Source organism: Sphingobium aromaticiconvertens (assembly GCF_037154075.1).
Lineage (GTDB): Bacteria > Pseudomonadota > Alphaproteobacteria > Sphingomonadales > Sphingomonadaceae > Sphingobium > Sphingobium aromaticiconvertens.
This window is the reverse complement of sequence record NZ_JBANRJ010000001.1, coordinates 2,156,512-2,183,234: the sequence shown is the minus strand read 5'-3', so window position 1 is coordinate 2,183,234 and position 26,723 is coordinate 2,156,512. Positions and strand designations below refer to the sequence as shown.

At 62.2% G+C, this 26,723-nt stretch carries 26 protein-coding genes; 11 read left to right on the top strand and 15 right to left on the bottom strand.

Annotated elements, in window-relative coordinates; all coding sequences use genetic code 11:
• The first annotated feature begins 1 nt into the window (after position 1).
• The 4 genes from WFR25_RS10450 (at position 2) to WFR25_RS10435 (ending at position 2,424) form a co-directional block, all read left to right on the top strand.
• Positions 2-247 (top strand): type II toxin-antitoxin system Phd/YefM family antitoxin, encoded by a 246-nt coding sequence (locus WFR25_RS10450; RefSeq protein WP_336974835.1) that lies wholly within the window; start codon positions 2-4, stop codon positions 245-247.
• Positions 244-630 (top strand): type II toxin-antitoxin system VapC family toxin, encoded by a 387-nt coding sequence (locus WFR25_RS10445; RefSeq protein ID WP_336970755.1) that lies wholly within the window; start codon positions 244-246, stop codon positions 628-630. Before WFR25_RS10450 ends, WFR25_RS10445 begins: the two co-directional genes overlap by 4 nt.
• Before the next feature lie 30 nt (positions 631-660).
• Positions 661-1,827: a toxic anion resistance protein gene (locus WFR25_RS10440; protein ID WP_336970754.1), complete on the top strand. Its 1,167-nt coding sequence runs from the start codon at positions 661-663 to the stop codon at positions 1,825-1,827.
• 210 nt (positions 1,828-2,037) lie between these two features.
• Positions 2,038-2,424, top strand: coding sequence for a hypothetical protein (locus WFR25_RS10435; protein WP_336970752.1), 387 nt, complete (start codon positions 2,038-2,040; stop codon positions 2,422-2,424).
• Between the two features lie 26 nt (positions 2,425-2,450).
• On the opposite strand, the gene istB is transcribed toward WFR25_RS10435, so the two are convergent.
• Together istB and istA are read right to left on the bottom strand one after the other, a co-directional pair.
• Positions 2,451-3,311, bottom strand: coding sequence for an IS21-like element helper ATPase IstB (gene istB, locus WFR25_RS10430; RefSeq protein ID WP_212608798.1), 861 nt, complete (start codon positions 3,309-3,311; stop codon positions 2,451-2,453).
• Complete coding sequence (gene istA / locus WFR25_RS10425) at positions 3,308-4,570, bottom strand: IS21 family transposase (RefSeq protein ID WP_336970750.1); 1,263 nt, start codon at positions 4,568-4,570, stop codon at positions 3,308-3,310. The genes istB and istA overlap by 4 nt, the downstream gene beginning before the upstream one ends.
• Before the next feature lie 1,328 nt (positions 4,571-5,898).
• Here istA and WFR25_RS10420 point away from each other — a divergent pair.
• The 4 genes from WFR25_RS10420 to WFR25_RS10405 all read left to right on the top strand — a co-directional run bounded on the left by WFR25_RS10420 (position 5,899) and on the right by WFR25_RS10405 (position 9,641).
• Positions 5,899-7,116 carry an FAD-dependent oxidoreductase gene (locus WFR25_RS10420; RefSeq protein ID WP_336970749.1) on the top strand — a complete coding sequence of 406 codons (1,218 nt, stop codon included), beginning with the start codon at positions 5,899-5,901 and terminating at the stop codon, positions 7,114-7,116.
• A gap of 150 nt (positions 7,117-7,266) precedes the next feature.
• Positions 7,267-7,839, top strand: a complete 573-nt coding sequence (locus WFR25_RS10415; protein WP_336970747.1) for an NADPH-dependent FMN reductase — start codon at positions 7,267-7,269, stop codon at positions 7,837-7,839.
• 51 nt (positions 7,840-7,890) lie between these two features.
• Positions 7,891-8,214, top strand: a complete 324-nt coding sequence (locus WFR25_RS10410) for a hypothetical protein (protein ID WP_336970746.1) — start codon at positions 7,891-7,893, stop codon at positions 8,212-8,214.
• 59 nt (positions 8,215-8,273) lie between these two features.
• Positions 8,274-9,641 carry a DUF1214 domain-containing protein gene (locus WFR25_RS10405; protein ID WP_336970745.1) on the top strand — a complete coding sequence of 456 codons (1,368 nt, stop codon included), beginning with the start codon at positions 8,274-8,276 and terminating at the stop codon, positions 9,639-9,641.
• 248 nt (positions 9,642-9,889) lie between these two features.
• On the opposite strand, the gene WFR25_RS10400 is transcribed toward WFR25_RS10405, so the two are convergent.
• On the bottom strand, positions 9,890-10,540 hold the full coding sequence (locus WFR25_RS10400) for a glutathione S-transferase family protein (protein WP_336970743.1): 651 nt from the start codon (positions 10,538-10,540) through the stop codon (positions 9,890-9,892).
• A gap of 327 nt (positions 10,541-10,867) precedes the next feature.
• On the opposite strand from WFR25_RS10400, the gene WFR25_RS10395 reads away from it, so the two are divergent.
• From WFR25_RS10395 to WFR25_RS10385, 3 genes are all read left to right on the top strand, one after another.
• On the top strand, positions 10,868-11,365 hold the full coding sequence (locus WFR25_RS10395; protein WP_336970742.1) for a hypothetical protein: 498 nt from the start codon (positions 10,868-10,870) through the stop codon (positions 11,363-11,365).
• A 268-nt stretch (positions 11,366-11,633) separates the two neighbouring features.
• Positions 11,634-14,171, top strand: a complete 2,538-nt coding sequence (locus WFR25_RS10390) for a TonB-dependent receptor (protein WP_336970740.1) — start codon at positions 11,634-11,636, stop codon at positions 14,169-14,171.
• 11 nt (positions 14,172-14,182) lie between these two features.
• Positions 14,183-15,841 carry an alkaline phosphatase D family protein gene (locus tag WFR25_RS10385; RefSeq protein WP_336970739.1) on the top strand — a complete coding sequence of 553 codons (1,659 nt, stop codon included), beginning with the start codon at positions 14,183-14,185 and terminating at the stop codon, positions 15,839-15,841.
• Here the strand turns inward: WFR25_RS10385 and WFR25_RS10380 are convergent.
• The 12 genes from WFR25_RS10380 to WFR25_RS10325 all read right to left on the bottom strand — a co-directional run bounded on the left by WFR25_RS10380 (position 15,838) and on the right by WFR25_RS10325 (position 26,559).
• Positions 15,838-16,266 carry a hypothetical protein gene (locus WFR25_RS10380; RefSeq protein WP_336970738.1) on the bottom strand — a complete coding sequence of 143 codons (429 nt, stop codon included), beginning with the start codon at positions 16,264-16,266 and terminating at the stop codon, positions 15,838-15,840. The genes WFR25_RS10385 and WFR25_RS10380 overlap by 4 nt on opposite strands.
• Before the next feature lie 170 nt (positions 16,267-16,436).
• On the bottom strand, positions 16,437-16,901 hold the full coding sequence (locus WFR25_RS10375) for a hypothetical protein (protein ID WP_336970736.1): 465 nt from the start codon (positions 16,899-16,901) through the stop codon (positions 16,437-16,439).
• Positions 16,898-18,211: a FliI/YscN family ATPase gene (locus WFR25_RS10370; RefSeq protein WP_336970734.1), complete on the bottom strand. Its 1,314-nt coding sequence runs from the start codon at positions 18,209-18,211 to the stop codon at positions 16,898-16,900. The genes WFR25_RS10375 and WFR25_RS10370 overlap by 4 nt, the downstream gene beginning before the upstream one ends.
• Entirely contained in the window at positions 18,201-18,806 is a 606-nt protein-coding gene (locus tag WFR25_RS10365) for a FliH/SctL family protein (protein ID WP_336970733.1), read from the bottom strand. Before WFR25_RS10365 ends, WFR25_RS10370 begins: the two co-directional genes overlap by 11 nt.
• The gene (locus WFR25_RS10360; protein WP_336970731.1) at positions 18,791-19,288 is read right to left on the bottom strand and encodes a hypothetical protein; all 498 of its coding nucleotides are present in this window, start codon (positions 19,286-19,288) and stop codon (positions 18,791-18,793) included. Before WFR25_RS10360 ends, WFR25_RS10365 begins: the two co-directional genes overlap by 16 nt.
• Positions 19,285-20,055: a type III secretion system inner membrane ring lipoprotein SctJ gene (gene sctJ / locus WFR25_RS10355; RefSeq protein WP_336970729.1), complete on the bottom strand. Its 771-nt coding sequence runs from the start codon at positions 20,053-20,055 to the stop codon at positions 19,285-19,287. The genes WFR25_RS10360 and sctJ overlap by 4 nt, the downstream gene beginning before the upstream one ends.
• Before the next feature lie 28 nt (positions 20,056-20,083).
• Complete coding sequence (locus WFR25_RS10350) at positions 20,084-20,470, bottom strand: hypothetical protein (RefSeq protein WP_336970727.1); 387 nt, start codon at positions 20,468-20,470, stop codon at positions 20,084-20,086.
• A 1-nt stretch (position 20,471) separates the two neighbouring features.
• The gene (locus tag WFR25_RS10345) at positions 20,472-20,786 is read right to left on the bottom strand and encodes a hypothetical protein (RefSeq protein WP_336970725.1); all 315 of its coding nucleotides are present in this window, start codon (positions 20,784-20,786) and stop codon (positions 20,472-20,474) included.
• 33 nt (positions 20,787-20,819) lie between these two features.
• On the bottom strand, positions 20,820-21,968 hold the full coding sequence (locus WFR25_RS10340) for a hypothetical protein (RefSeq protein WP_336970723.1): 1,149 nt from the start codon (positions 21,966-21,968) through the stop codon (positions 20,820-20,822).
• The gene (gene sctC, locus WFR25_RS10335) at positions 21,965-23,812 is read right to left on the bottom strand and encodes a type III secretion system outer membrane ring subunit SctC (RefSeq protein WP_336970721.1); all 1,848 of its coding nucleotides are present in this window, start codon (positions 23,810-23,812) and stop codon (positions 21,965-21,967) included. The genes WFR25_RS10340 and sctC overlap by 4 nt, the downstream gene beginning before the upstream one ends.
• The gene (locus WFR25_RS10330) at positions 23,809-25,779 is read right to left on the bottom strand and encodes a flagellar biosynthesis protein FlhA (protein ID WP_336970720.1); all 1,971 of its coding nucleotides are present in this window, start codon (positions 25,777-25,779) and stop codon (positions 23,809-23,811) included. The genes sctC and WFR25_RS10330 overlap by 4 nt, the downstream gene beginning before the upstream one ends.
• A 3-nt stretch (positions 25,780-25,782) precedes the next feature.
• Positions 25,783-26,559, bottom strand: a complete 777-nt coding sequence (locus WFR25_RS10325) for a lytic transglycosylase domain-containing protein (RefSeq protein ID WP_336970718.1) — start codon at positions 26,557-26,559, stop codon at positions 25,783-25,785.
• Positions 26,560-26,723 lie beyond the last annotated feature (164 nt).

Sequence of the window (26,723 nt, the reverse complement as noted above, 5' to 3'; positions counted from 1 at the left end):
GATGGAAATTGTCAACATACACGACGCTAAAACCAACCTCTCCCGGCTCCTCAAAGGCGTTGAGAGAGGCGAGAGCTTTGTAATCGCCAAGGCCGGCATTCCTATCGCAAAGGTCGTGCCCTTGGATGCCCCAGAGCAAGGGCAGGCCTCCAGATTTGGCTTCATGAAGGGTAAAATCAAGGTTCCAGACGATTTCGATCGCATGGGCACCAACGAGATCAACGTTCTATTCTCGGGGCTCCAATGAAGCTGCTCCTGGATACGCATTTGCTTCTTTGGGCGGCCGAAGGTGCAATGAAACTGCCGACCCGTGCAAAAGACATGATGGAGGATAAAGAAAATACGCTCTATTTCAGTCCTGCCAGCCTGTGGGAAGTGGCCATTAAATCAGGTCTCGGCCGCGAGGATTTCGACGTAGACACCCGCTTGTTGCGACGGGGACTGTTGGACAATGGCTATCACGAACTACCCATTAACAGTGAGCACGCCGTAATCGTCTCCTCCTTGCCTTCCTTACACAAAGACCCCTTCGACCGAATGCTCATTGCCCAGTCTCAGGCAGAAGGCATTGCCCTAGTAACCGCTGATGCAACAATCGCTCAGTACCCTGGCTCAATCATCAAAGTCTGAGGCCTCACAGTTTTTTAGAGAAAGCAGCATATGAACGACCTCATACTTGAAGCTCCAGCTGCCGTCGCGGCCATCCCTGCAGACAAGGCCGCCGGTCTCGTCCCAGTCGACAATCAGGTGATGAGCCAACTCGAGGTCAAGGCCGATCACTTTGTTACCGATCTGGTATCGCTGGACGCAAATAGCCCGGAATTCGGCGCGAAGGTTGCGCAGCTCAACAATCTCGGCCAGAGCGAGGTCAGTGCCTTAGCCTCCCAGACCAACCGCTTTCTCGACCGGCCAACCAAGTCGATGGATGGCGAAGGCAGCGTCGGCAACTCCCTGCTCGAATTGCGACAGGTGATCGAACGCCTCGATCCATCGCGCGACGGCCCCCTCCTCCAGCCGCGCAAGCTATTTGGCTTCATTCCCTTCGGCAACAAAATCAAAGCCTATTTCGACAAATATCAGTCAGCCCAGAGCCATATAAACGGCATCCTGGTGACCTTGTCGCGTGGCAAGGACAGCCTCTTGCAGGACAATATCGCCATAGACGGCGAGCGTCGCAAAATGTGGGAGATGATGGGCAAGCTCGAGCAGATGATCCATATCTCCAAAACGCTTGATATCAGGCTCGAGGATAGGGCCAATCTGCTCGAAAACAGCGATCCGACCAAGTCGCGTGCGCTCAAGGAATCAGCGCTCTTCTACGTGCGTCAGCGCTCTACCGATCTCCTCACGCAGATGGCTGTCACCGTCCAGGGTTACCTGGCGCTCGATCTCATTAAAAAGAACAATATCGAGCTCATCAAGGGTGTCGACCGGGCGTCGACCACCACGATCGCGGCGCTACGCACGGCTGTAACCGTTGCACAGGCTCTTGCCAGCCAGAAGCTTGTGCTCGACCAGATCTCTGCTCTCAACACGACAACATCTAACATGATCGCCAGCACGAGCGAACTGCTCAAAACCAATACCGCGCAGATTCATGAACAGGCATCTTCGGCCACCATCCAGGTTGAGGTGCTGCAGCGCGCCTTTGCGAACATCTATGCCACAATGGATGCGGTCGACGAGTTCAAGCTCAAAGCGCTTTCGAATATGAAGACGACCGTCGATGTCCTGGCGGCGGAATCGGAAAAGGCCAAGGGCTACATCGCCCGTTCTCAAGGCGCCCATAGCGCAAGCGGCAGCAGTCCGCTGCTCAGCTTGAACTAATCAACACAGGCTGCGGGCATGATCTATAGCGCCATCGCAGTCATTATCCTGGCGACCTTCGTTCTAAAGCGAGGGAGGATCGGTGCCATTATTTTGCATCAGTCAAGCAGAGACGAGCCTCCCAAAGCTGACTTGGTATCCCCAGATGGACGGCTTACGAGGGTTCATGTGCGATCCCGCAAATCTGCGAGGAAAGGAGGTAGAACGGATATGAGCATCGCCGATAAATTTAACCGACTATTCTCCAAAACCTCGTCGATACCGCCGACCAGCCAGCCCCAACCGATCACCCCGGCAATCCCGGCCGTTGTCGTCGATTATAATGATGAACGTGTGCCTCCAGGTGCACAAGATCGCGTGCGTCGTATCCTCGCCTGCCTGCGGGAGGTCCAGGTGGCTATCGGGCGTGAGGAACTGCCCGGCTTCAACCAGTTCGATATCGAGCAGATGCGCGAACTGCATCTACCCAAACTGGTAAAGAGCTATATTGACATCCCCCCTGCCCATCGTTCGGAGATATTCCGAAAGACGGGCAAGTCAGCCAGCTGTCAACGGGCACCGAAGATTCCGCAAAAGTGGGCATCTAAAATTCCCTAGTTTGGCGGGAGGGTTTGTGTCGGTGATCAGCCGTGATGGAGATCGGGCTTTTCCTTTGCTGGCGGGCGGCCGCGCCGTTTCGGCAAGGGCGGTGGGTTGATGGACGGTGCCATGCGCGCATGCTCGGGCAGCAGGTCGGCGTGCTGTCGCATGCGATAGCTGGAGCCCTCGATCTGGACGACCACAGCGTGGTGAAGAAGGCGGTCGAGCAGCGCGGTGGCCACCACCGGATCGCCAAAGACATCACCCCATTCGGCGAAGCCGCGGTTGGATGTCAGGATCATGGCACCCTTTTCGTATCGGGCGTTGACGAGCTGGAAGAAGAGATTGCCGCCGCCGGGCGTGACGGGAAGATACCCGATCTCGTCGACGACGAGCAGGGAGGATCGGCATAGGAAGCGGATCTTCTCGCGCAACGTGCCCTCGCGTTCAGCCTTGGTCAGTGAAGCGATCAGATCGGCGAGCGGGATGAAGTAGACGCTCTTGCCCGCCTTCACGGCCTCGACGGCAAGGGCCGTGGCGATATGGCTTTTCCCGGTACCGGGCGGGCCCAGCAGATGCACCACCTCGGCCCGGTTGATGAAGTCCAGGCCAGCGAGCGCCAGGATGCGGTTCCGGTCGAGCGATGGCTGGAAGGAGAAGTCATATCCGTCCAGCGTCTTGATGATCGGCAGCCTTGCCATGCGCAGGGCTGCCTTGATCCTGCGGTTCTCCCGGAGCGACAGTTCTTCGTTCAGCAATATGTCGATGGCCTCGATGCCATCGATTTTGCCCTGCTCTATGCCGCGCAGGGTGGCGTCGAGCATCTCCAGGGCGCGTGGCATTTTGAGATGGACCAGGCTGCGGCGGATATTATCGACGCGGGATGCGGCACCCCCATGGTTCATGGCCGTTCTCCCCGCGCCAGTTGGCTGCCGATCGCTTGATAGATGGCCAGGGAGCGCACGGTGACATGCTCGCCTACACGACCGATGGCGATTACCTCTTTGCCATGGATACGGCGCTTGGCGCCGCTGCTGCCTGTCCGGTGCGCAGGATCGATCCTGTACTGCCGGCGCCCCTCAAGAACCGGGTGCTCGGCAATGACCTGGCCCAGGTCTACGATCCGGATCTTGTCGGGCAACTGCTGGATTTCGACGACGCGCCGGGTGCGATCGGGAACGCTGTAGTAATTGCCGCCGACCGAGACCATCCCATCGTGGCTGACGCGGCGCTCCAGCTTCAGAACAGCGTCAAAGCGGCCCGCCGGGAGCAGCTGCAACTCAGGCTGCTCGGCGGCGAAGGCTTCAGCAATAATCCGCTGCGTCGTGCCGTGGACACGGACGTTGGCGACGGTATCGAGCCAGTCGATCAGCTGGACATTGAGATCGTCCAGATTGCGGAAGCTCCGGCCCAGGAAGAAGTCCTTGCGGATATAGCTGAATGGCCGCTCGACCTTTCCCTTGGTCTTGGCCCGATAGGGACGGCAGGCGCGCGGCACGAAGCGATAATGCCCGGCCAGAGCCAGCAATGATCGATTGTAGATGATGTGGCCCTGATCATCTTCCCCGGTCACAGCGGTTTTCATGCGATCGTAGAGGATCTCGATCGGGACGCCGCCGAGCGCTTCAAAGGCCTGCATATGACAGCGCAACAGGCTTTGGAGATCCTGATGCATGACGTAGCGCGCAAACAGGAAGCGCGAATGTCCCAGCACCAGGCTGAACAGCCAGACGATCCGGCTGACGCCGGGCTCATCGGTAAATTCGACGACGAACCGGGCAAAGTCGACCTGTGCCTGCACGCCAGGCGGCGTCTCGAACCGAACCTCAAAGGGCTTAGGCCCGTTTTCCGGCCGGATCGCTGCCAGGAACCGCTTTACCGCGGTATAGGCGCCCATATATCCCAGCTCACGGATTTCCCGCGTCAGGCGCGCCGCAGTCAGATCGGGAAAGGCCGTCACTCGCTCACGCAAAAATTCCAGATAGGGTGCCAGTTTGTTCGGTCGACCCAGCATGCGAGGGCCGTAAACCGGGGCCTCGATGCCCCGTTCGATATATTTTCGGATGGTCTTGGGATCGCGACCAGTGCGTCGGGCAATGCCGGATATCGATACACCCTGCCGATGTAGTTCGAGGATCATCATCAATTCTCCAAGTCGGATCATCGGCCCCGTCTCCGCGTCTGCAAAGGAGATGAGGACAATGTCGGCTCATCTCATTCTGCCGGGGCTAGCCCCGGCAGAATGAGATGAAGGGGCCACCAACTAGGGAATTTTCAAAGCCCACTTTTGCGGAGAATTGCACGACCGATGACACCAGCTTTATCCTCAATGAAAGCCTAGACAAGATGCAGGGTAAGATCGACGATATTCTGCGCAACCTCGCTCAACACGACATAGACGCGTTCACCAACAACACTCAATTTATCGGCCAACGATACGCAGACGAGGATAACCCCTTTCGTTGATTTTACTTACTCTAGCAGCCGCCGCATCCATCGTTCCTGCAAACTACCAGTTCAAGTGCACTCCTACCCATGTTTATGATGGCGACGGGCCCGTCTGGTGTGCTGAAGGCCCCAAAATTCGGATTTCCGGCATCGCGGCACGTGAAATGGACGGTACGTGCCGCAGCAATCAGCCTTGCCCACGCGCTACAGCTGAACAGGCCCGAGACAGGCTGGTTGAGATTTTTGGTGGTCCACGCGGGAAGATCCAAACGGGTCACATCATAGTCAAGACTGCCCCTATGACCTGCCTCTCGGTCGGGGGTGCGGGCGGTAGCAGAACCGCTGCCTGGTGCAGGCTGGCATCGGGAAATGATCTGTCCTGCGCAATGGTCCGCACAAGAACCGTACTGGTCTGGCCCAAATTTTGGCGTGATCACCGCTGCAGCTAACAGCACAAAACACATAACCTCGCGATCTGACGTATGACCGTATGTCCGCTGTACCATCGAGGATTGCTGGTAAGCAGCTAGGAGTCAGAATCATACATTGATCGATTCGTGCCGTTCTGAGTATCGCCATCAAAGTGCAATTACTGCGTGCCGCCCCACCTTATCGATGGGTCTTTTTATGGTATAAAAATAAATAGTGTAGATTTAATATATATTTTTCAAAGCCATACAGTAGAATAGTAGTGCCCGTAGGGGTCACCAGAAAAGCGATATATCACATTGATTTGTCGTGATATTTTCTGAAATCTTGGAAATCGATCTCACGGCTGGCCCCGCATTTTGAGTGGGCTTCAATGTCATGATTCGGCGCTTTATGGGACAGATGTCACAGCGCGATTTCACTGATACGTCTGATGAGCATCCGCTTTTGGATCTCAAACTGGCTTGGGCATCCTTAGCAGCCGGCCGGAACCGACCCATCCCAGCCGCTTAGCGATAATTTTTGTCTCCCCAGGTGCGGACGGGCGGCTTTTCGATCACCGCCTCTAAAAATTGGCGCTTTGCTGTCACCAAAGACGAGGGGTAGGCTAAGGGCATGATCAACCGTACCGCGCCTCCTGTCGTGATCGTCGGTGGCGGCCCCGCCGGAATGATGGCTGGCCTGCTGTTCGCCAGAGCGGGCGTGCGGACCCTTGTGCTCGAGAAGCATGCCGATTTCCTGCGCGACTTTCGCGGCGACACGGTCCACCCGTCGACGTTGGACCTGTTCAACGAGCTTGGCCGTCTTGAGGCACTCCTCGCCCGCGAGCATGTCAAGGTGTCGTCGGTGGGCGCCGTGATCGGAGGCCGCGAATATCGGATCGCTGATTTCAGCCGTCTTCCAGGCCCTGCCGGTTTCATCGCCATGATGCCGCAATGGCATTTCCTCGACTTCGTGGCGGACGTTGCACGACAGCTTCCAGCGTTCACGCTGCGCATGGAGACGGAGGTGGTTGGCCTGGTCGAGGGCGCTGAGCGCGTTGAGGGCGTAAGGCTTGCGAGCGGCGAAGCGCTGGAAGCAAGGCTGGTCATAGCCGCCGACGGACGCAGCTCTCGAATGCGCGATGCAGCCGCGTTGCCGCTGCAGGACCTCGGCGTGCCGATAGACGTGCTCTGGTTCCGCGTGCCTAAGGCGCGGACGCCGAATAATCTTACGCAAGGCTATGTCGACCGGGGCGAGATGATCGTCACCATCGACAGGGGCGACTATTTCCAGTGCGCACGCGTCATCGAGAAGGGCGCGGCGGATAGGATACGCGCCGCTGGGATCGCGCGCTTTCGGAATGATGTGGCGGCAACGGTGCCACCGCTTGCCGAACATATCGAAGCCATCGCCGACTGGGAGGATGTAAAGCTCCTCACTGTCTCGCTCGACCGACTGACCCGCTGGCACCGCCCCGGCCTTCTCGCCATCGGCGACGCCGCTCACGCCATGTCCCCAGTCGGGGGCGTCGGCATCAACCTCGCGATCCAAGATGCAGTCGCTGCCGCGAACATACTTGCTGCTCCGCTCGCCCGCGGCCGTAATCCCGATCCTTTACTTCACCGGGTGCGCGCGCGGCGCATGCTCTCGGTCCGCTCGATTCAGGCCTTACAGCGCGCCATCCACCGGAACGTCATCGGCGCGGCCATGCGCAACAAAACTCCGCGCGCGCCGGCGGTTCTCCACCTGCTCCAGGCGGTCCCCGCGCTTCAGGCTCTCCCAGCAAGGCTGCTCGGCCTCGGCATCCGGCGCGAACATATTCACTCCCCAGACGCATCAATACAAACTTAGGCCTGACACCGCCCCTTCCCGGTCGCCCAGGTGCAAATTTTGTGTGGCAAGCTGCGGACGGTCGGCTTCTCCATTTTAACAAGAAGCGACTGTAGATCGGTGATACATGGTAACGGCTTACTTGGATCTCCCGCACGGAAGGGCCGTGTCATGAAGCATTATAAAGTTGGCTACCTCATCGGCAGCCTTGCACGCGAATCCATCAACCGCAAGCTTGCCGGGGCGCTCATCCGGCTAGCCCCGGAGAACCTTGCCTTCACCGAGATTTCGTTCGCGGACCTGCCGCTCTACAGCTATGATTATGACGCTGACTTTCCGCCGGTTGCGCGGACGTTCAAGGACGCGCTCAAGGCAGTCGATGCCCTGCTGTTCGTAACGCCCGAATATAATCGTTCGATCCCCGGCGGACTGAAGAACGCTATTGATTGGGCGAGCCGCCCCTATGGCACCAATAGCTTCACCCACAAACCATCCGCCGTCATCGGCACCTCTCCCGGCGCGATTGGCACCGCCGTTGCCCAGCAGAGCCTCAGAAGCGTGCTTGGCTTCTGCAACTCGCCGCAGATGAATGCGCCGGAAGCCTATATCCAGTTCACTCCCGGCCTGATCAACGACGACGGTGAAGTCACGGTCGCCTCGACCGAAAAGTTCCTGCGCCACTATATGGAGGAATTCCACATTTTCATCGCCAGGGTATTGTCGGTTTTGCCGAACGACGCCTGACCGAAATATGCCGTCTCGACCAGCGTTGACTGGCGGGTGATGGAAAGCGATTTGGGTAAGCTCAACCTGATCGTCGATTTCAACATGGTGTCGGATTATTATGTTTCGCCCAATTCGCTGGCGCCGACCTCCCCGGCCCAGATCGCCGCTGCGTTCACGCAAAGCCCCGGCCGCACCATGCTTGATGCGCGCGCCGTGCTGAGCGAAATTCCGATCGGTTCGGCAACCGGCACGCTGTCGCTTTGGGGTCGCAATCTGTTGCATGAGGATAGCCCCAATTTCTTCATCGATTATGGCGCCAATTTCCAGCGGCTGACCACGGCCTATTTTCCCGATCCGCGGACTTATGGCGTGACGTTGGGGCTTCGGTTCTGATCATGGCGGCCCTGTCCAAACCGCTTCGCCGCGTATCCCTTACCAACGGAGTAATGCCCATGTCCTGTCGCTTGATCCGCGGGGTGGCTGGCGTCGCCCTGCGCACCCTCACACCCTTTGCTCTTGCCGTGTCGCCAGCCATGGCGTCCACCGCATCGCCGGTCACCAGCGGCGCACTCGCCAATGCACGACAGATCGCGCTCGAAACCACAGCGTTGCGCATTCTCGCAAGCGCACCGATGCAGGCGGAAATCAAGCGCGTCGAGGCCCTTTATGCTGCCGATCCGCAAGGTTCGACACCGACCGGCCGCGCCACCATCCGGCGCGCGGCTGAATCGATTGCGATGGCGGCAATTCAATATGCCGTCGGGGAAGATACCGATCGCCCTGCCGTGATGTGGGTGGTGAATGCGCCGCATGACTGGTTCGGGGTGCGGGTGCCGCGATCGGGCTATGGCATCGACAATCCCGATAATGTCTATCGCAACGTCATGATCGACGGCGCCGCCCGCTACGAGATTCACGGGCGGGTCAAGCGCCCTGGCCCCGCCGAATTGCATTTCGAGCTGCGGGATTCGATCCCAGGCACAGCAGCAATGGCGGCCGAGGGCGGCAAGCAATTGGGGACGCTGCGCAGTGATCAGATGCGGATCGCGCCGGATGGCCGTTTCACTATCACCTTGGACAGCGCTCCCGCTGGCGAGCGCCCCAATCACATCCAGACCCCGGCCCAGGACAAGGCCCTGCTTGTCGTGCGCGACCTCTTTACCGATTGGGCGACGCAGAATCCGGTTGCGCTTGACATCCGCCGCGTCGCCGGCCCGCCCCTCACTCCCCCGCCTTCGGACGATGCCGTAGCGCGCCGCGCCGCCGCGTTGCTGTCGCAGATGGCGCCCTATTGGGTCGCTTATGACAATAAGTTCGTTTTCACCAAGCCGGTCAATCATATCGGTGTGCCGCGCGTGCGGCCCGGTGGTCGCGGCTTTTCGACAAGCGGTCATTTCAACCTCCGTTCGGATGAGGCGTGGGTGGTAACATTGCGTTCTCTGGGTGCAGCTTCCCTGGGCTTCCAACTGACCGACCCGTGGGGAGTGGCCTATGATTATGTCGAGCGCACAAGCAGCCTCAACGATGCCCAGGCCAAGCCCAATGCCGACGGCAGCTACACCTTTGTGATCTCCCCGCGAGATCCTGGCGTCTATAACTGGCTGGACCCGGAAGGCCATGCGGCGGGGATGTTCGCCGTTCGCTGGCAGTCCCTGCCACCAAACACCGCGCCGACCGACGCGGTCAAGGAATTCAAGGTTGTTCCGCTGGCGCAGCTCAAGCAAATGTTGCCAGCAGGGGCGGCGCAAGTCACCCCGCTCGGGCGCAAGACGCAACTGGATGAACGGGTGGCGAGCTATAAGCGCAGACTTACCGAATAACCTTTGCGCCATGCCCTGACAGTGGGGACAGTTGGCACCTGTCGACCGAACCGCTTCTTACCCGCGACATGCATCGAGCCACTCATCACCCCGCCGCCGGCGATCGAGCGCAGCGCGACCGACATCGCGTTCGCAGCGTCCGTGGCACTCGTGAACGAGCAGATATGGCTTATTACTCGCTTGCCGACACGCATCTCTATCGGGCCATACGCCAGAGTTAGGGGGAGCAGCCACAGGCATTGGCTGTTCTAAGCCGACCCCTTCTCTGTCCTCTTCTCGTCGGCTGCTTCGAAAAAGTCGATCTGGTCGGCGTGAGCCTTCTTGAACGCGGGGCGATCCGTTATGCGCGTGATATAGGCTTCAGTCGCCGGCCGATTACCGAAGGAGCGTATTTTCGCCACGCGGAGAACATCGGCCATCAGCAAGTCTGCGACAGTGAAGCGGTCGGCCGCCAGCCATTCCCGCTCCTTGAGGACGCGCTCCATGTGATCGAGCCGACTTTCCAGCCAGCCGGTCAGATGATTGTTTTCAGCTCCGGTCACTTCCAGAAACCACCAGGGAACTGTAACCATCTCGATCGAGTTGAGTGCGGCGATCGTCCATTGCACCGTTTCCGCTTCTCCAGCCGGATCGGGCGGCATCAGCTTGTCGCTTTTCCGAGCGAGATGGAGCAGCCCCGCCCCGCTCTCAAATGTCTCCAGTTCGCCGTCGTCCAGAAACGGAACCTGGCCGAACGGTTGACGCGCAAGATGATTGGTCTCGCGGTCATCGAACCGGATGGTTCGGACGGCGTAGGCGAGTTCGGCTTCCTCGCATGCCCACCGCAACCTGAGATCACGCACAAACCCGCGCGGGCCTTCCGGTACCCAGTCCAACGTCCAGATGGTCAATTCGCTCATCGCAGCAAGCCCTACATAGATTGGCTGGAGATATGCTCCTCATCATGACGCAATCAGACTAGATCGGAAATGATAAACGGGCTTTAGCTGGCCTAAACGAGGCTTTATCACCGTTGAGCGGCGAATTTTGCTTTGCTTTCCTAGGTTTGAACCGCCAGTTTTTCAATTCGTGACGCTCAGGAATGGCCTTTGTTGACCGTTTGTTTTTGGTAATGCAATGCGGTACCGCTAACGCCGTGCCCTTTTTGGATGCGGGGTTTCTTATACGCACACACATCCAACGCCTGCGTTTACGTTACGATAACCATATCGGCATAGCTGTGCGATATGACACAGCAACGCTCCAGTTCGATCCGCGCACTCATGTGGGACTCGAGGCGTTCAAGTGATCGACACGTAGTTGAGCGCTTGTCGACGCTGCGAACCGGCGATGTTCCAAATGATGTGACGATTGATGACCTGTCCCTTACCGGCTTTCGCATGTCCGGCGTGCATGGATTGAACGAAGGCGATCTGATCAAGATTGGCCTGGCCGGTGTCGGAGTCCGCGATGCCATCATAATCTGGCTTGGCGATGGCGTTGCCGGGTGCCGCTTCTCCGACCCAATTGCGCAGCTGGAATTCGAACGGACCATTTCGGCCAACACGGTGGTGGAGGCCCAATTCAGCGCTGATCCCGTCATCCCTGCTGAGATCGATGAAAGGGTTGGCGAAGATCAGGTCAAATCAGACAGCCATGAACCTAAAATCTTTCTCGCGGCGGTCGTGCTCTCCTGGGCTGCCATCGTCGCGCTGGGCTATGCCATCTTCTCATTCCTGCGCTAAGCACTCTCCTGCCGTCACGCGGCCCAGGATGCGTAAATTTCCCGACACCAGAAGCAGACGCTTGTCCATTTTTGATCCGCCTCCGCAGACGGCTCCCGGAATAAGCTAGATTTCAGCCCATTTCCGCAATCTTCGCACTAACAGATCCGCTGGACATCATTCTATCGCGACCCAATTTCCTCAATTCGAATGAAGATTGAGCCTTCGCGATTTCCTGTCATGCAGCCTTCATACTCCCCTCCTACCGCGGCGCCAAAGGGAGTACATCATGCACATCCGTTCGCTTACACTGGCTGCCGTCAGCCTGTCCGCTTTCGCTGCCGCCACAGCCCATGCCGAAGAACTGGCCGCCGGGACCGGCGATTCGATCATCGTCACCGCGCAGTTGCGCGAACAGGATGCGATCGACGTGCCGATGACGCTCAGCGTCGTCGGCGCCGAACAGCTCGACCGGTTCGGCCTTTATGAATTCGACGCCCTCTCGCGCTTTGTGCCGGGCTTTGAGGTGCAGAACCAGTCGCCCAACAATCCGGGCTTTGTCATGCGCGGCATCACGTCGGACAGTGGCACGGCCTCCAACGAACCCCGCGTTTCGGTCTATCAGGACGGCGTCTCCATTTCCAAGTCACGCGGCTCCTATGTCGAACTGTTCGATGTCGAGCGGGTGGAAATCGCCAAGGGACCGCAATCGACGCTCTATGGTCGCGGCGCGCTGATCGGTGCGGTCAACATCATCCAGAACAAGGCGAAGCTGGACAGCTACGAGATTGCGGGCAAGGCGTCCTATGGCAATTACAACGCCTGGATGGGGGAGGCGATGGTCAATGCGCCGATCGGCGAGGGCATGGCGATCCGCCTGGCCGGCCGCATCCGCAAGCGCGACGGCTATGTCGAAAATCTGCTAGGCGGGGAAGACTTCAACTCGGTCGATACCAAGGCGGTCCGGGGCAGCTTCCATGGCGAAAAGGGTGATCTGAGTTTCGACCTGATCGGCAATTATCAGAAGGATAGCCCGAACGGCACCGCCTTCAAGTCGATCGCCTATAATCCGACCGGTCCCGCCACCGGGGCGGTGATCGGCGATCGCGGACGCAACAGCGGCGCGGCGCTGGCGGCTGGCACCGGCTTTGAAGGGGGCAAGGATCTGGGCCTCGACCGTCAGGTCTGGGGCGTCACCGGCATCGCTAAGTTGAAGCTGGACGACCGCTTCAGCCTGACTTCAACCACCGCCTTTCGCCGGTTCGACGCGCTCGAAATCTTCGACGCGGACGGCATTTCGCTGCCCATGCTGACCGCGGCCGAGGATGCGCGCGGCCGCCAGACCAGCCAGGAATTCCGCCTGACCTATGAGGATGGCCCGATCACCGCTTTCCTCGGCGCCAGCTATTTCCATGAGGAGGGGACGCAGCGCGTCCCGACCCAGTTCGACGAACGCGTGACGCTGGCCCGCCTTGCCGGGGCGTTGAACGGCGGTGGTGCGATCCCCGGCCGACCCGCCACCGATCCGGTCCCGGCATCGGTGCTGGCCAGCCCGGCCTTTACCGGCGCGCTGCTTCAGGGCGTGGCCAGTGCCTATGGCGTGGCGCTATCGAGCGCGCAGGCGCAGGCAATCGGCGCCAACCTCAAATCCAATCATCTGGAAAGCACTACCAACGGATCGCGCACCCGTGCCTTCGACCTGTTCGGCGACGTGGCCGTGCGCCTGTCGGACCAGTTCGAGATTGGCGGCGGTCTGCGCTACACCCATGACGACAAGCGCAGTACCTTCGCCTCGTCGGTCGAGAATGGCCGCTCGATCCTGGGTGGCTTCATTGGTGCGCTGAGCCAGCCACCGGCGGTGCGGACCGCGCTGCTACAGGCGCTGGCGGTGCCCGGCGCAGCGACCATTCCACCCTCCGCCGCCTACCCCGTGCCGCTTTTTGGTCTGGGCGCACAACCGACTGCGGGCAATGGCGGCGAGGATAGCGACACGCTTTCCAGCGGGGGCTTCTCCTGGCGCCTGACCGCGCGCTACAAGCCGAGCGAGGATGCCAGCCTCTACGCTACCTATGCGCGTGGCCGCCGTCCCGAGATACTCGCCGCCAGCGCGCCTTCCGCACCGCTGGGCGCGACGCGCTTTTCGGTACTGGACTCCGAAACGGTCGACAGTTTCGAGGTCGGCGCGAAGACGGCGCTGATGAACCGCACGCTGTTCGTCGATGGTGCGCTCTTTTACTATCAATATGATAATTTCCAGACGACGGTGCAGCAGGGGACGCAGTTCGTCCTGACCAACGCCGGCAAGGCGGAAAGCTACGGCTTTGAGGGCCAACTGCGCTGGGTGCCAAGCGATGCCATCACCCTGTTCGCGACCTATGCCTATAATCACAGCCGCTTTAAGACGGGCGTGCGCGACGGTAATCATTTCCGCCTGTCGCCCGACCACAGCGCCTCCTTTGGCGCAGAGGCGTCGCTGCCCGTTGGCCCCGGCCGTGTCATCTTCACGCCCAGCGTGACCTGGCAGTCCAAGGCATTCTTCGACGACGATAATGATCGGCCGGACCTGCAACAGCCGCCTGCGGCGCTGGTAGCGGACAATATCCAGGATGAATGGCAGGGCGGCTACGCGCTGGTCAATGCACGGCTGGGCTATGAAGCGCCGGATGGCGCCTGGCGGATCGAGGGTTTCATCGAGAATGCCTTCGACAAGAAATATATCATGGATGCCGGCAATACCGGTGACAGCCTGGGCATGCCGACCTTCATCGCCGGCGCGCCGCGCTTCTACGGCATCGCCGCCAGCTTCCGCTTCGGCGGCGGCCGGTGAGCGGAGACTTGGTGAAACTCGACCGCCGTTCCGCGCTGGGCCTGATCGGTTCGGGCGCCATTTTGCCCGGTGTCGGCATGGCCGCAACGCCCGCCGCTGCCGCCGCCAGCTTTGCCCATGGCGTCGCCAGCGGCGATCCAACGCCACACGGCGCGATCCTGTGGACCCGCGTGACGCCTGCTGACCCGGCACAGGGCGAGGCCATCGCATTGCGCTGGCATGTCGCGCAAAGCGCAGGCGGCAAGCCGGTCGAAAGCGGCACGGCGCAGGCGCGGGCCGCGCGCGATTTCACCGTGAAGGTCGAACCGCGCCGATTGCAGGCAGGACAGGATTATCATTACTGGTTCGAACTGGCGGACGGCACCCGGTCGCCGGTCGGCCGCTTCCGTACCCTGCCCACGGGTGCGGTCGCCGACGCCGTGCTCGCCGTCGTATCCTGCCAACTTTATTCGGGCGGCTTCTTCACGGCCTATGATTCCATCGCGTCGCTCGACCGGCTGGATGCGGTCGTCCATCTGGGCGATTATATCTACGAATATGGCGCCGAAGGCTATGGCGCGGAGATCGGCCAGAAGATCGGTCGCATCGCCGAACCGGCGCACGAAATCGTGACGCTCGCCGATTACCGCACCCGCCATGCGCAATATAAACGCGATCCTAGCCTACAGGCGGCCCATGCGCGCACGGCCTTTATCTGCGTCTGGGACGATCATGAAACCGCCAATGATAGCTGGATCGGTGGCGCGCAAAATCATCAGCCCGCGACCGAGGGCGACTGGCCCAAGCGCAAGGCCGCAGCGATGCAGGCTTATTTCGAATGGATGCCGATCCGTGATCCGCAGGGTGATGATCCGTGGGAAGCGATCAACCGCCGCTTCAATTTTGGCGATCTTGCGACGCTTCTGATGGTCGAGACGCGCCTGTTGGCGCGCAGCGAGCAGGCGGGCTTCAAGGGCGAGACGCCCGGCCGATCCGAGATTGAGGGCGTGCTGGCCGAGCGCGGCCGCTCCGATCGGGAGATGCTGGGCGAACCGCAACGCGCGTGGCTGGAACGGGAACTGACCGCATCGGTCAAGGCCGGCACGCCCTGGCAGATCCTGGGCAATCAGGTGGTGATGGCGCGGGTGAACGGCCCTGACCTTATCAAGCTGTTCGGCACGGAGAAGGCCACAGCGATTATCGCCACGCTGGCGCCCTCGGTGCGGGCACAGGTGGAACTGGCGCAGGCTGGCTATCGCGCGGGACTGCCCTTCAACCTCGACGCCTGGGACGGCTATCCCGCCGCGCGCGAGCGCCTTTACCAGAGCATTCGTCGTGCGGGCGCTCATCCGCTGGTGCTGGCGGGCGACAGCCACGCCTTCTGGGCGAACCAGTTGACAGATGATGAGGGCAATCGGGTCGGCGTGGAATTCGGCACATCGTCGATCAGCAGCCCCTCAATCGGCGATACGCTGCCTCAGATACCGCTCGGCTCGCTGTTGCAGAAGGCCAGCCCGGAAGTGCTGTTCTGTGACCAGCGCGCCAAGGGTTACATCCTGCTCACGCTGACGCCAAAACAGGCTGTGGGCGAGTATGTCGCCATGTCGACTATTTATGATCGAGAGGGGAAGTCACGCTCGCTGGCGCGCTTCGCCGTCGCTTCCGGCGCTTCGACTTTCGATGAGTCCTAGGACGACTTCACAACGGCAACATCGCCGAGGCCGCGCGCCTCAAGGCGGCGACGCAGCTCCTGCAATGTCTCGCTGCCGCCATCGGCATCCATGTCGGCCGCGACGCGCACTGACAGGCCTGATTGGCCGGATACCAGTTCGACCTCGCTCACCTGCCATGCCTCGCCGGTGAACTGGATCAGCGATAGGGGCGATGCTGTCATGGCGCGGTCAAGATTCGCCAGGGCTTGCAGGAAGGCAATCTGATCGCTGGCATCCATAGGGATCATCGCAGGAGTGACTGTCTCTTGCACGGCCTGCCCGAGCATCGACGCCACACCCCCTTGCTGTGTCACTGATGGCGTCTCGCGGCGTGAGGACTGCTCCATGAGGGCCGGTAGCAAAGCGTGATGGGCGCCAAGGTCGGTAGGTTCGGCGGACATCATGGACAGCTTGCGCTTCCTGACGGTCGGCTCGCGATCGCCAGGTTTTTCTGTCTTCCTACCAGACCTGTCGAGGGCTTCGCGGAAATCCTGTGCGCGTTCCCTTCCGTTGGGTTCAATATCCGTCTGCTGATGTGCCGTGCTGGGCGAAGCCGTTACGGGCCTGACATCCATCATGACAGAGCGACCCCCACCCTGCCGCCGCTCAACGGCATATCCCGCTCGCTGCGACGCTCCCTGCGCCGTTGCAGATTGTGGATGGCCTTTTCCAGTTCTGCACGCAGGGCGTCATAGCGCGCTTGTGCCCGAAGCCATTCGCGGCGGACCTGTTCTGCAAAACCCTGCGCCTTCACCAGCAGGTCACAGGCCTGCGCGCGCATCTGGCAGGCCTGGTCCACCTGCGTTGCCGTGGCGTTACAGTGAAGCTGGACATGCGGATCGCATGGGGCCTGCACCCGTTCCGTCTGCGCCGCCTCATACAGGGAAATCGCCTGCTGGCACATCTGCCTCGCCTCGCCAGCGCGCGTCTCGGCCTGCGCCACGGCAAGCAGCGCGTTGCGCGCCTGCCGCTCGCAGTACCGCACATCGCGTTCGCGCAGGCGCACAATCTGTCGAAGGGCAGTGATATGATCGGTCATGACTCAAATCCCCGGAGAAGGCTGTGGGTGGTGAGAAGTCCGCTATGCTCGCGGGTCGATTGGCGCAGGAAGGCATCGATTTCGACGCGTCGGGCGATGGCGCGGTCGGCCAGCGCGTCCTGCCCCGGCTTATAGTCGCCGACCTGAAGAAGCAGTTCGATGTCGTCGAGCTTGGCCAGCATCGCGCGCATGGCGATGGCGGCGCGCTGTTGCCCCGTTTCCGCCAACTGGCCCATGAGGCGGCTCTGGCTCGATAATATGTCGATCGCGGGATAATGGCCCTTGGCCGCGAGCTTGCGCGACAGGATGACATGGCCGTCGAGCAGGGAGCGCACCTCCTCACCCACCGGGTCGTCTTCTTCATCCTCCAGCAGCACTGTATAGATGCCGGTGATCGCGCCCTGTGCGTCGGTGCCCGCGCGCTCGAACAGGCGCGGCAGTTCGGCGAATACGGAGGGTGGGAAGCCGCGCCGGACCGGCGGCTCCCCGGCCGCAAGGCCGATTTCGCGCAAGGCGCGGGCGAAGCGCGTGACCGAATCCATCAGAAGGAGAACATGCTGCCCTTCCGCGCGGAAACCTTCCGCGACCGCCGTAGCGGCATGGGCGGCGCGCGCACGTTCCAGCGCAGGCCGATCGGAGGTCGAAACGATGACCACCGAACGAGCCAGCCCTTCGGCGCCGAGATTGTCCTCGACAAATTCGCGCACTTCGCGCCCGCGTTCACCGATCAGGGCGATCACGATCGCGTCGGCCTGCGCCTGCCGCGCGAGCGTGCCAAGCAAAGTGCTCTTGCCCCCGCCCGCCGCCGCGAAGACGCCGATCCGCTGGCCCCGGCCAAGCGGCAGCAGCCCGTCGATCGCGCGAACGCCGGTTTCTACTTGCCGACTGATCCGCTGCCGCTCCATCGGGGTGGGCGCTGCGGCATAGAGCGGTTGGGTCGCGCGGGCGGCAACCGGCGGCAGGCCGTCGAGCGGTTGAAGGCGCGCGTCGAGCACCCGGCCGAGCAGCGCCTGCGCCACCGGCACGCGGTCATGGCCGATACGCACCAGCACATCGGTCTCACCCGACAGGCCGCGCAGATCACCGAGCGGCGCCAATATGGCTTCATTTCCCACAAGGCCGACGACCTCGGCCAGCAGCGAGGAGCGACCCGCCGGACTCATCAATTCGCAGGTCTCGCCGATCCGCGCAGTGATGCCGCTGACCCGGATCGAGGTGCCGATCGCAGCCTTGACACGACCGCGCTGCTCGAACGCAGGGCCTGCCTCCAGCGTGTCGAACAACGCCTCCAGCTTGACGTCAACCGGCATCGGTCACCTCCCATCGTTGTTCGAGCGCGGCGAGTTGCACGCCCAGATCGGCGATGATGCGGCCGTCAGGGCCGCTGATGCGGCACTGATCCTCGGCCAGCGCCGGGTCGCCGCGTATGTCGACTTCCGCCGGAACGGGCTGTGCAGCGAGCCGGGTTCGCACGGCGTCTTCCATCGTCGGGGCCAGTTCGACGACCATCGGCCCCTGCCCGCCCGCTGCCTCCACCGCGCGACGCGCGATGCCCACCATCAGATCGGCAGGCTCGATCGCGCCGACGATCTGGCGCAGCGCGGCAAGGGCGAGGTCAGCAATCTGTGCCTGCTGTTCGCTGCGCCAGTCGCTGGCCCGCTGCACGAGTTCGGCCACCGCGTCTGCAAAGGCGGCTCGCCCGGCCGCTTCGCCTTCTTTCCAGCCAAGGATGCGCGCATCCGCCTGAGCCTGTGCCACGGCAGCGGACTGCCCATCGCGCATCCCCCTGATGTCCTTCAGGAGGGCGATCGCATCCTCGACCCGCGACCGCTCGTCAGCGCGGATCAGAGGGCTATCGCTTGCGAGCAGCGTGTGGCTGTCGCTATGGATTAGCTGATAGGCCATGCGGCGCTTTCCCTGATGAAGCGTTCAGCCCGCGCCATGCACGCCGCCGCGCGGGGGTCGTGCGGGCCAGCATCCCCGATGCGATGGGCGAGCAGCGGCGGCACGGCGACGCGCAACAGATCGTCGGCAGCATCCGGCAAGGCAGAAGGCGAAGGCAATGGGGCATCGCCGGGGCTTTGATCGGTCAGAACATCCTCGAACAATGGGCCGCCAACCAGCACGGCATAAGCACGCAGCCGGATGCCATCGATCTCAGCCGCCAACGTAGAACGCCCGGCCAGCAGCAAAGCAATCATGGCGACCCGGCGCTGGGCTTCACGATCCAGAAGCGGCCAGGCTGGCAACCCGGCCAATTCCGCGAAAGTAGGCGACCCGCCCCCCGCCTGTCGGGTCAGGAAGCGCCTGCCGCGCCCAGCGGACGACGCAGTTGCCGCCGCCAGACATGCGATCCGGTCGCGGCCGATCGGTAGCGACTGCATCATACCGCCGGCTCGGTATCGCCCGGCACTGTATCGCGCGTTACCGGCACGACCTTGCGCGCTGGACGCCGCCGCCGCCAGAACAGCGCGACTAGCCCGCCCAGCCCGACCACGGCCAACGCAATTCGAGTCACAGGCGAATCAAATTGCGCCAGCGCCATGTCCTGTCGCGGCGCCACCGCCTGGCTGGGGAACATCACCACCGACACCTTGTCGTAGGTAAGCCCCTCTATGCTGTTGGTGACCAGCGCCTTGATCGCGCCAGTCTGGCTGCGCAGGTCGTAGCCGGGCTGATATTTGATGAAGACCGCAGCGGAGGCGGGCTTCACCTTCTCCGACAGCGGATCATCCTGCGGCATGGCAAGATGGACGCGCGCCTGCACCACGCCGTCAATCTCGCTCACCGTATGGCCCAGTTCCTGACTAAGGCCGTAGATCAGCCGCGCCCGCTCCTCGATGGGAGACGAAACGAAGCCCTTCTTTTCGAACACCTGCCCCAAGGTTGCGAAATCGTCGCGCGGCAGGCCCTTGGCACGCAACAACTGGATCGCCTGCGAAAAATGGTCCGTATCGACGTTGACGCTCCACAACCCGTCCTTGCCAGCGGACTTGCCCGCGTCGATATGCGCATCGCGCAGCACGGCGATCATGTCGTTGGCCTGCGCCTCCTTGAGCTGGCCATATATCTCCTGAGTGCCGCACGCACTGAGCATCAGCGCGGCGATTAGAACGAGCGGCGTCGCGCCGAGGCGCGCATTTAATCTGGCCATGATGCCTCTCCTTCGTCACCCGGCCCGGTCAGCCCTGCTGCCGGAACAGTTGCTGCACGCCGTCCGAACTGCGGTTGGCGATGTTCGAGGTCAGTTGGCAATGGAACATGAATTCCTGACATCGCATCGTCAGTTGCACGATCTCGCCGGGCGTCAGTTCGCCACCCGAAGCCTCGACCGACCGGGCGAAGTCTGTGACCGACTTCGCCTCGCCATTCACCTTGTCGAGCGTGCCCAGCATGTCGCGGACGGCGGGCGACATATCCTTGCCGCCGACATGGTCGGCCGCTGCAGCCTTGAGTGATGCATTGAAATCGGCGATCACATCGGCGCCTGCCTGTTGTGGCATGGCAGGCGCCAGTTCGATCGCACGGGGTGGAGCCGCGACTTGCGCAGCAACGGCCTCGACACTCATCTCACTGTTTCCGCGCCATGGTTTCGAGCGCCTTGGATACGCTGTCGAGCGAACTGTGCGAGCTGTTCGACAGGAAGCTCATTTTCATCGCCTCGGCCGTCAGCATCGTGATCTGCGAGGGGTTGTCCCCGCCTTCATTGGCGATGAGATCGGACTTCTGCTCGATCCTCGAAGCCTGACTGTCGAGCGCCTTGCCCCAGGCGTCGGCAAATGCCTCGAACCAGTTGGCGGGGGCATCGTCCTGACGCATTCGTGCGCCGGTCAGTGGGGTGCTGGCCAGGGTCGCCATCTCTGTGCTGGAAATATTACTCATCATGCATCTCCTTTGCTCTTGTGGATTTGGGGGTCTTCAGAGGGTGATCTGTTCGGCACGGCCGTCCTTCTCGAACACCACGGCGCCCGCGCTGACCGACACCAGCCTGTGCCCGGTGGGCAGGGTTGCGCCGGGGAACCAGTGCGATCCGTCGGCAGTGACGATATGAGCGGGATTGGCGACGACCGTGGCGAGGCCTGCGCCGCTTTGCGCGAAAAAGGCCTGGAGCGGGTTTGCGCCTAGTGCATCGTCGATGCGGAAAGCGACCTTGCGCACGACCGGCAGATCCTTGTGCAGCAGGGCGCGCACCTGATCCTGGCGGTTGGCGGGCATATAGCCCGCATTGACGACAAGCGCGGCCGGTGCGGAGGGCGCGACCCGCGCGGCGATGCCTTGCGCCTGAAGGATGTCGGTGGCCTCAGCCGCCAGAGCCGTGCCAGTCTGCACATCGACGGTCGCATCGGCGTCGCGCTGCGCTACGAGCGCGCGCAGGCGGGCGAGTTCCTCTTCGTCGGAAACCGCCCCCTTGACCGCCAGACTGCCCTCATCATCCCCGGCGACGGAGACGGCTGGGAAGCCGCTCTGCCGCAACTCGGTGGTCATCTCCCGAGCGTTCGCGCGGCTGGACAGCATCATCTGGCCCACCGGCTGGGCCGCAGCCGCGACAAGCAGCCCGCCACAGCCCAGCCCCAGCGCCAGCCGCAGGGTGTGCCGATCGATCCGGCCATAGCCGGTCCGCGCGATGTCGAACAGCCGGTCAGACAGGCGCGGGGCGGGCAGTTCCTCGCCCGGCACGCCGCGAGGTGTCCGCGCAATGTCGTTCGCGTCCCGCCAGCGAGCCGATCCCCGTTCGCCATGCGCGATCAGATATTCACCGAAGCAGAACGGTAGATAGGCAGGCAACTGCGCGTCCTCACCCGCCTCCAGCGCGCGGCCAAGCAGTTCTGCGCGGCCTTCGATGACGCGCATCGTGGCGCGATCGCCCATCAGCCGCAGTTCGATCGTCCCTTCGCGCGTACCGGCGCCGCGCAACACGACATCATTGGCGAGACCGTGGCCAACGCAAAGCCGATCGCGGCCATCCAGCGGAAACTCCTTGCCCTCCAGGCGACCGGACAGGATGCGCAGCACGCGCCTGCTGACCGCCCGGCTGCGGGCAAGATCGATGACGGGCATATCGGTCATGGCTTGCTCTCCATGGGAAGGGACTGGACGGCCTGATGCGGGGTGGGCAGGCGCGGAATGACGGGCGGGGCCGTCGCCAGTGCACTCGCCTGCGGGGCCATGGCCGCTGCCGTGGTTTCCAGCCGAGTGATGCGGGGGGAAATAAGGAACAGGCGCTCCGTCTTGGTCCGCTGGCGAGAGCGGGTCTTGAAAAGTTCGCCCAGCACCGGGATATTACCCAGCAGGGGAACCGAATTTTCGGCGTCGAGGTCCGAATTGACCGTCAGCCCACCCAGTAACAGGCTTTCGCCTTCGGCGATCAGCGCCTGAGTGTTGACGCTGGCACGCTCGACGATCGGGATATTGTCGACATTGCCTTGGAGGATCGCGCCATCCTCAACATTCACGACCATCCGGATGCGCGGCTGGCCATTATCGACCAGCACATGCGGGTTAACCCGCAGCACCGTGCCCGCCGTGACGTTGAACAGGTCCACCTGCCGGTCGCCCGCGACGCGGACGTAGAAGGTGCGGGTGCGGTCGAACACCGCCTCGACATTGGACAGGGTTACGAGTTGCGGGCGAGAGATCACGCGCGCCGCGCCCTTTTCTTCCAATGCGTTGATGCGCGCGATGAACTCATTGTTGGCGCCGATGATCCCCGATACGGACAGGCCCCGGTTGACCGACCCCGTGTTGAGTATGTCGGTCGTGGGGTCACCCGTCCGCCGGACGACGTCGCCACCGAACAAGGCGCTGAAATCGCCGCTCTGGAAGCGCCAGTTGATGCCCAGTTCGCGCAGCCGGTCGATATTGATGTCGATGATCGTTGCTTCCAGCTCTACGATCTGCGGCGCGATATCCAGCGCCCGCACCAATCCTTCATAAGCCGTCATATTTTCCGGCCGGTCGCGCACGACGACGGCGTTGAGCGAAGGGTCGACCGTGATGCGCGGACCATTTTGCGGGGGCAAGGCCGCTGGTTGTGCGACCGCGCCCTCCGGCGGCAAGCCCAGATATTCGTCTTCCTGCGCCGTCATGGGTCCGGTGCGCGCGGCATCGGGGCCTATACTGTCGAGACCCCGACCGCCAAGGCGCGGTCGGGACTGGCGAACGCGCTGTTCCCCATAATTGCCGCCGACCGTGCCGATCGCCGCACCGTCGCCCATCACGCGCGCCATCGTCGTGCCGACGCCCGGTACCCGTACCTGCCGGTCGCCGGTCGAGAGCGTGGTGTCGTCGGCACGCGCATAACGCAGGTAGAAGACACGCAGTTCATACGGTTCGATCGCGCCCGGATAGGTCGGAACCGCCTGCGCCCGACCGGGTGCAATGGCCGCGACCGATGGGTGCTCGCGCAATGGGGTCGTGGGCAGGGCGGAAGCAAGTTGCTGCACCTGATCGAGAAAACGGGGCACCCCGGTCGCCATCAGGCTTTCCGCTGAGGTTGGCCGTACCCGGTTGTTGCTGTCAGACAGGTGCGCCCGCGCGACGGCACTCGCCAACTCACCCGCGCGGCCGGAGGGCACGGTCACGGTGCGACTCTCGACATCGTTCGCGCTTTGGACAGTGACGACCGCGCCATCATAATAAGCGATCAGGTTGAAGGCGCTCGACACCTGCGACCAGATACTGGCGGGGACGCCCGAAAATTTGCCGTTGACCTTGCCCGTAACCGCGCCGCCGATCGCCACTTTGAGGCCGCTCGCGCCGAAGAACTGGTTGAGGAAATCGGCGATCGGCTGGTCGCGGGCGGCGATCGTCACCTTCCTGTCGCCAAAGGGCGGATCGGCCGCCATGGCCGGGGCTTGGCCAAAGGAGAGGATCAAGGCCAGGCACAGGCTGCCGCAGCGCAACCGACTCATGCGGCGGCCTCCGCCGGACGTTCGTCTTCAAGCGCTTCGGGCGTGCGATCGAGCGTGCCGACGACATCAAGCGGCAGGGCGGGCGAAAGTTCGTTGAACGCCAGTACCGGCAGTTCGAACAGGTCGCCGCCGATCAGCCGCCGCAGCGGACGGCGCAGGTCGAAGGCGGTCAGGATCGCGACCGCGCCGCACTTGGCCATTTCGCTGCGGATCATGGCAATCATGATGCGGGCATGTTCGGGCTTCATCGCCAGACGGGCAACACCCTCCACCGGCTGGACATTATCGCGGAAGAAACGCTCCAGACGCCCGCCGACCACCATCACCCGAAAGCGGCCATCGACAGCATGGGGTGCGGCGATATAGCGCCGCAGTGAAATGCGGGTCAGGTCGGCAATCGGCATCGCGTTACGCTCCGACTGACCGGCTTCGGCAATGGCTTCGAACACGTCGCGCATATTCCGCAAAGGGACTTCCTCTTCAGCGAGCAACCGCAAGATTTCGGCGATTTTCGGGGTGGAGACGGCGCGCACAACTTCCTTGACGAGATCAGGATAGTCCGCGCCGACGCGGTTCAGGATGATCGTGGTTTCCTGCAAGCCCAGGAACTGTGCGATATGGCGGCGCAGCACGGCTTCGACGGCGGCACCGATTTCCTCCTCCAGCGCCCCGTCGTCCAGCACGCCCGATCCAATGGGCGCTTCGAAGGCGTAGAGCGCCCAGCGCGCTGTCTCATTTACTGGCAGCAGCGTCGTCGTCATATCGGCGGCGGGCATCGGCAGGCCGAGCCGCGCCTGCATGCGCTCCAGCGTGGCGACCAGCAGCGCCTGCAAACGGGCCGCCCGCGCCGCATCCAGCGACGGCGCGCCGATCTCCAACAGAAGGGGACGGACTGGCTGCAATTCCGCAGGCGTCGCCTTGAGCGCTTCGGGCAGCGGCTTTTCGCGCCGGTCGTAGCGGGCCGCCTTGCCCAGAACCCAGGCGCGCGACACCGGATGCTGCCAGATGCCCGACAGCCCCAGCGCCATGCCGATGCCGACGAAGACAGCGGCCGGAAAGCCGGGGATCAGCGCCATCATCAGGCAGAGCGTGGCGGCGGCGAACAACACCGGCGGCTTGCTCATGATCTGCTGGCCGATGGCCTGGCCCAGGCTCGAATCCTTGCTTTCGTCCGTGGTACGCGTCACCAGCAGGCCCGCGGCCATCGCGCTGAACAAGGCCGGGATCTGCGTCACCAGACCGTCGCCGATCGTCAGGATCGAAAAAGTGGTCATGGCCTCGCCCGCATCCATGCCGTGCGAGAAAACCCCGACGGCAAGGCCGCCGATCAGGTTGATGAGGACGATGATGATAGAGGCGATGGCGTCGCCCTTTACGAACTTCATCGCGCCATCGAGACTGCCGTGCAGCTTGCTTTCCAGCTCCAGCGTCTTGCGCCGCTCGCGTGCCTCATCCTTGCCGATCAGGCCCGAACGCAGGTCGCTGTCGATCGACAATTGCTTGCCGGGCATCGCGTCGAGGCTGAAGCGCGCCGCGACCTCGGCCACGCGTTCCGCGCCTTTCGAAATGACGACGAACTGGACGATGGTGATAATGAGGAAGACGACCAGACCGACGATCAGATTGCCGCCCGCGACCATCTGCCCGAACTGTTCGATGATATGCCCGCCCTGCGCCGTGGTCAGGATCATGCGCGTGGTGGCGATCGACAGCGACAGGCGGAACAGCGTGCTGAGCAGCAGCACCGTGGGAAAGGTCGACAGGTCGAGTGGCTTGGAGATATGCAGCGTCGAGAGCAGCAGCAGCAGGCCGATGGTGATGTTGGTCGCGACCAGCATGTCGATGACCAGAGCGGGCAGCGGCAGGATCAGCAGAGCGACAACCGATACGACGCCGGCGACCAGCATCAGGTCGGCGGGGCGCGCCATGCCGCCTGGAATCCGTGGAAAGAAATTTGCAGCGGCCATGGCTCAGATCCCGCCGGCGCCGCGCAGCGCCGCATAGCGGCCCATCACCTTGACGACATAGTCCTGGGTTTCGCGATAAGGCGGAATGCGGTTGCCATAGCGTGCCACCGCCCCTTCCCCGGCATTATAAGCGGCCAGGATCAGGTTGAAATCCCTGCCATAACGTGCCTGCAACGTCTTGAGCAGGCGCGCGCCGGTATCGATATTGGTCGCCGGGTCATAGAGCGTCTCAGCCGCCACGCCAAAGCGCGATCCGGTGTCAGGCATGATCTGCATCAGGCCCCGCGCTCCGGCGTGCGACAACGCCACCGGTTTGTAGGTGGACTCCGTGCCGATGATTGCGTGCAGGAACAGAGGGTCGATGCGATAGGCCTGGGCAGCCGCCAGGATATGGGGATCATAAACAGTGGCGGATGACCCAGGCATATAGGCGATGGCACGAGTGCCGGCGGGAGCGGCGGCCGCGGGTTCGGCCACCTTCCGCTTGCCGCCCTTGCGACTCTTATCCTCCGGCGCCTTCACACCAATGATCCGCGCGACATCCGGGGGCGTGGTCAGGGTAGCGCGAGGCGCCGCGACGATGCGGGCCGCACAGCCCTGCAACGCGCTATAGTGCGAGGCGCTCGCCGAATCCGCGACGCGCAGCGGGTGGGTGAGCGGACAGGCGCTGAAGTCGATCGCCGACCAACCAAGCCCTGATTCGGCCAGCGCCGGATTTGCCACAGCAGAGCATAATAGCGCCATACTATTGGCAACTATTATTTTCCTAATATTCGGCATCCTGACGATCTCCTAATCTGGTGACGTCCACACACCAAATCACAGAATCTATCAGTCAAATATTATTGTGCGGGAAGTTATAACGAGTCCCGCCATTTGTTGCCGGGGAGCAATAGGCGAGTTATTGTTACAGAAAACTGCAAAGCGACATTGCCCACGACGAA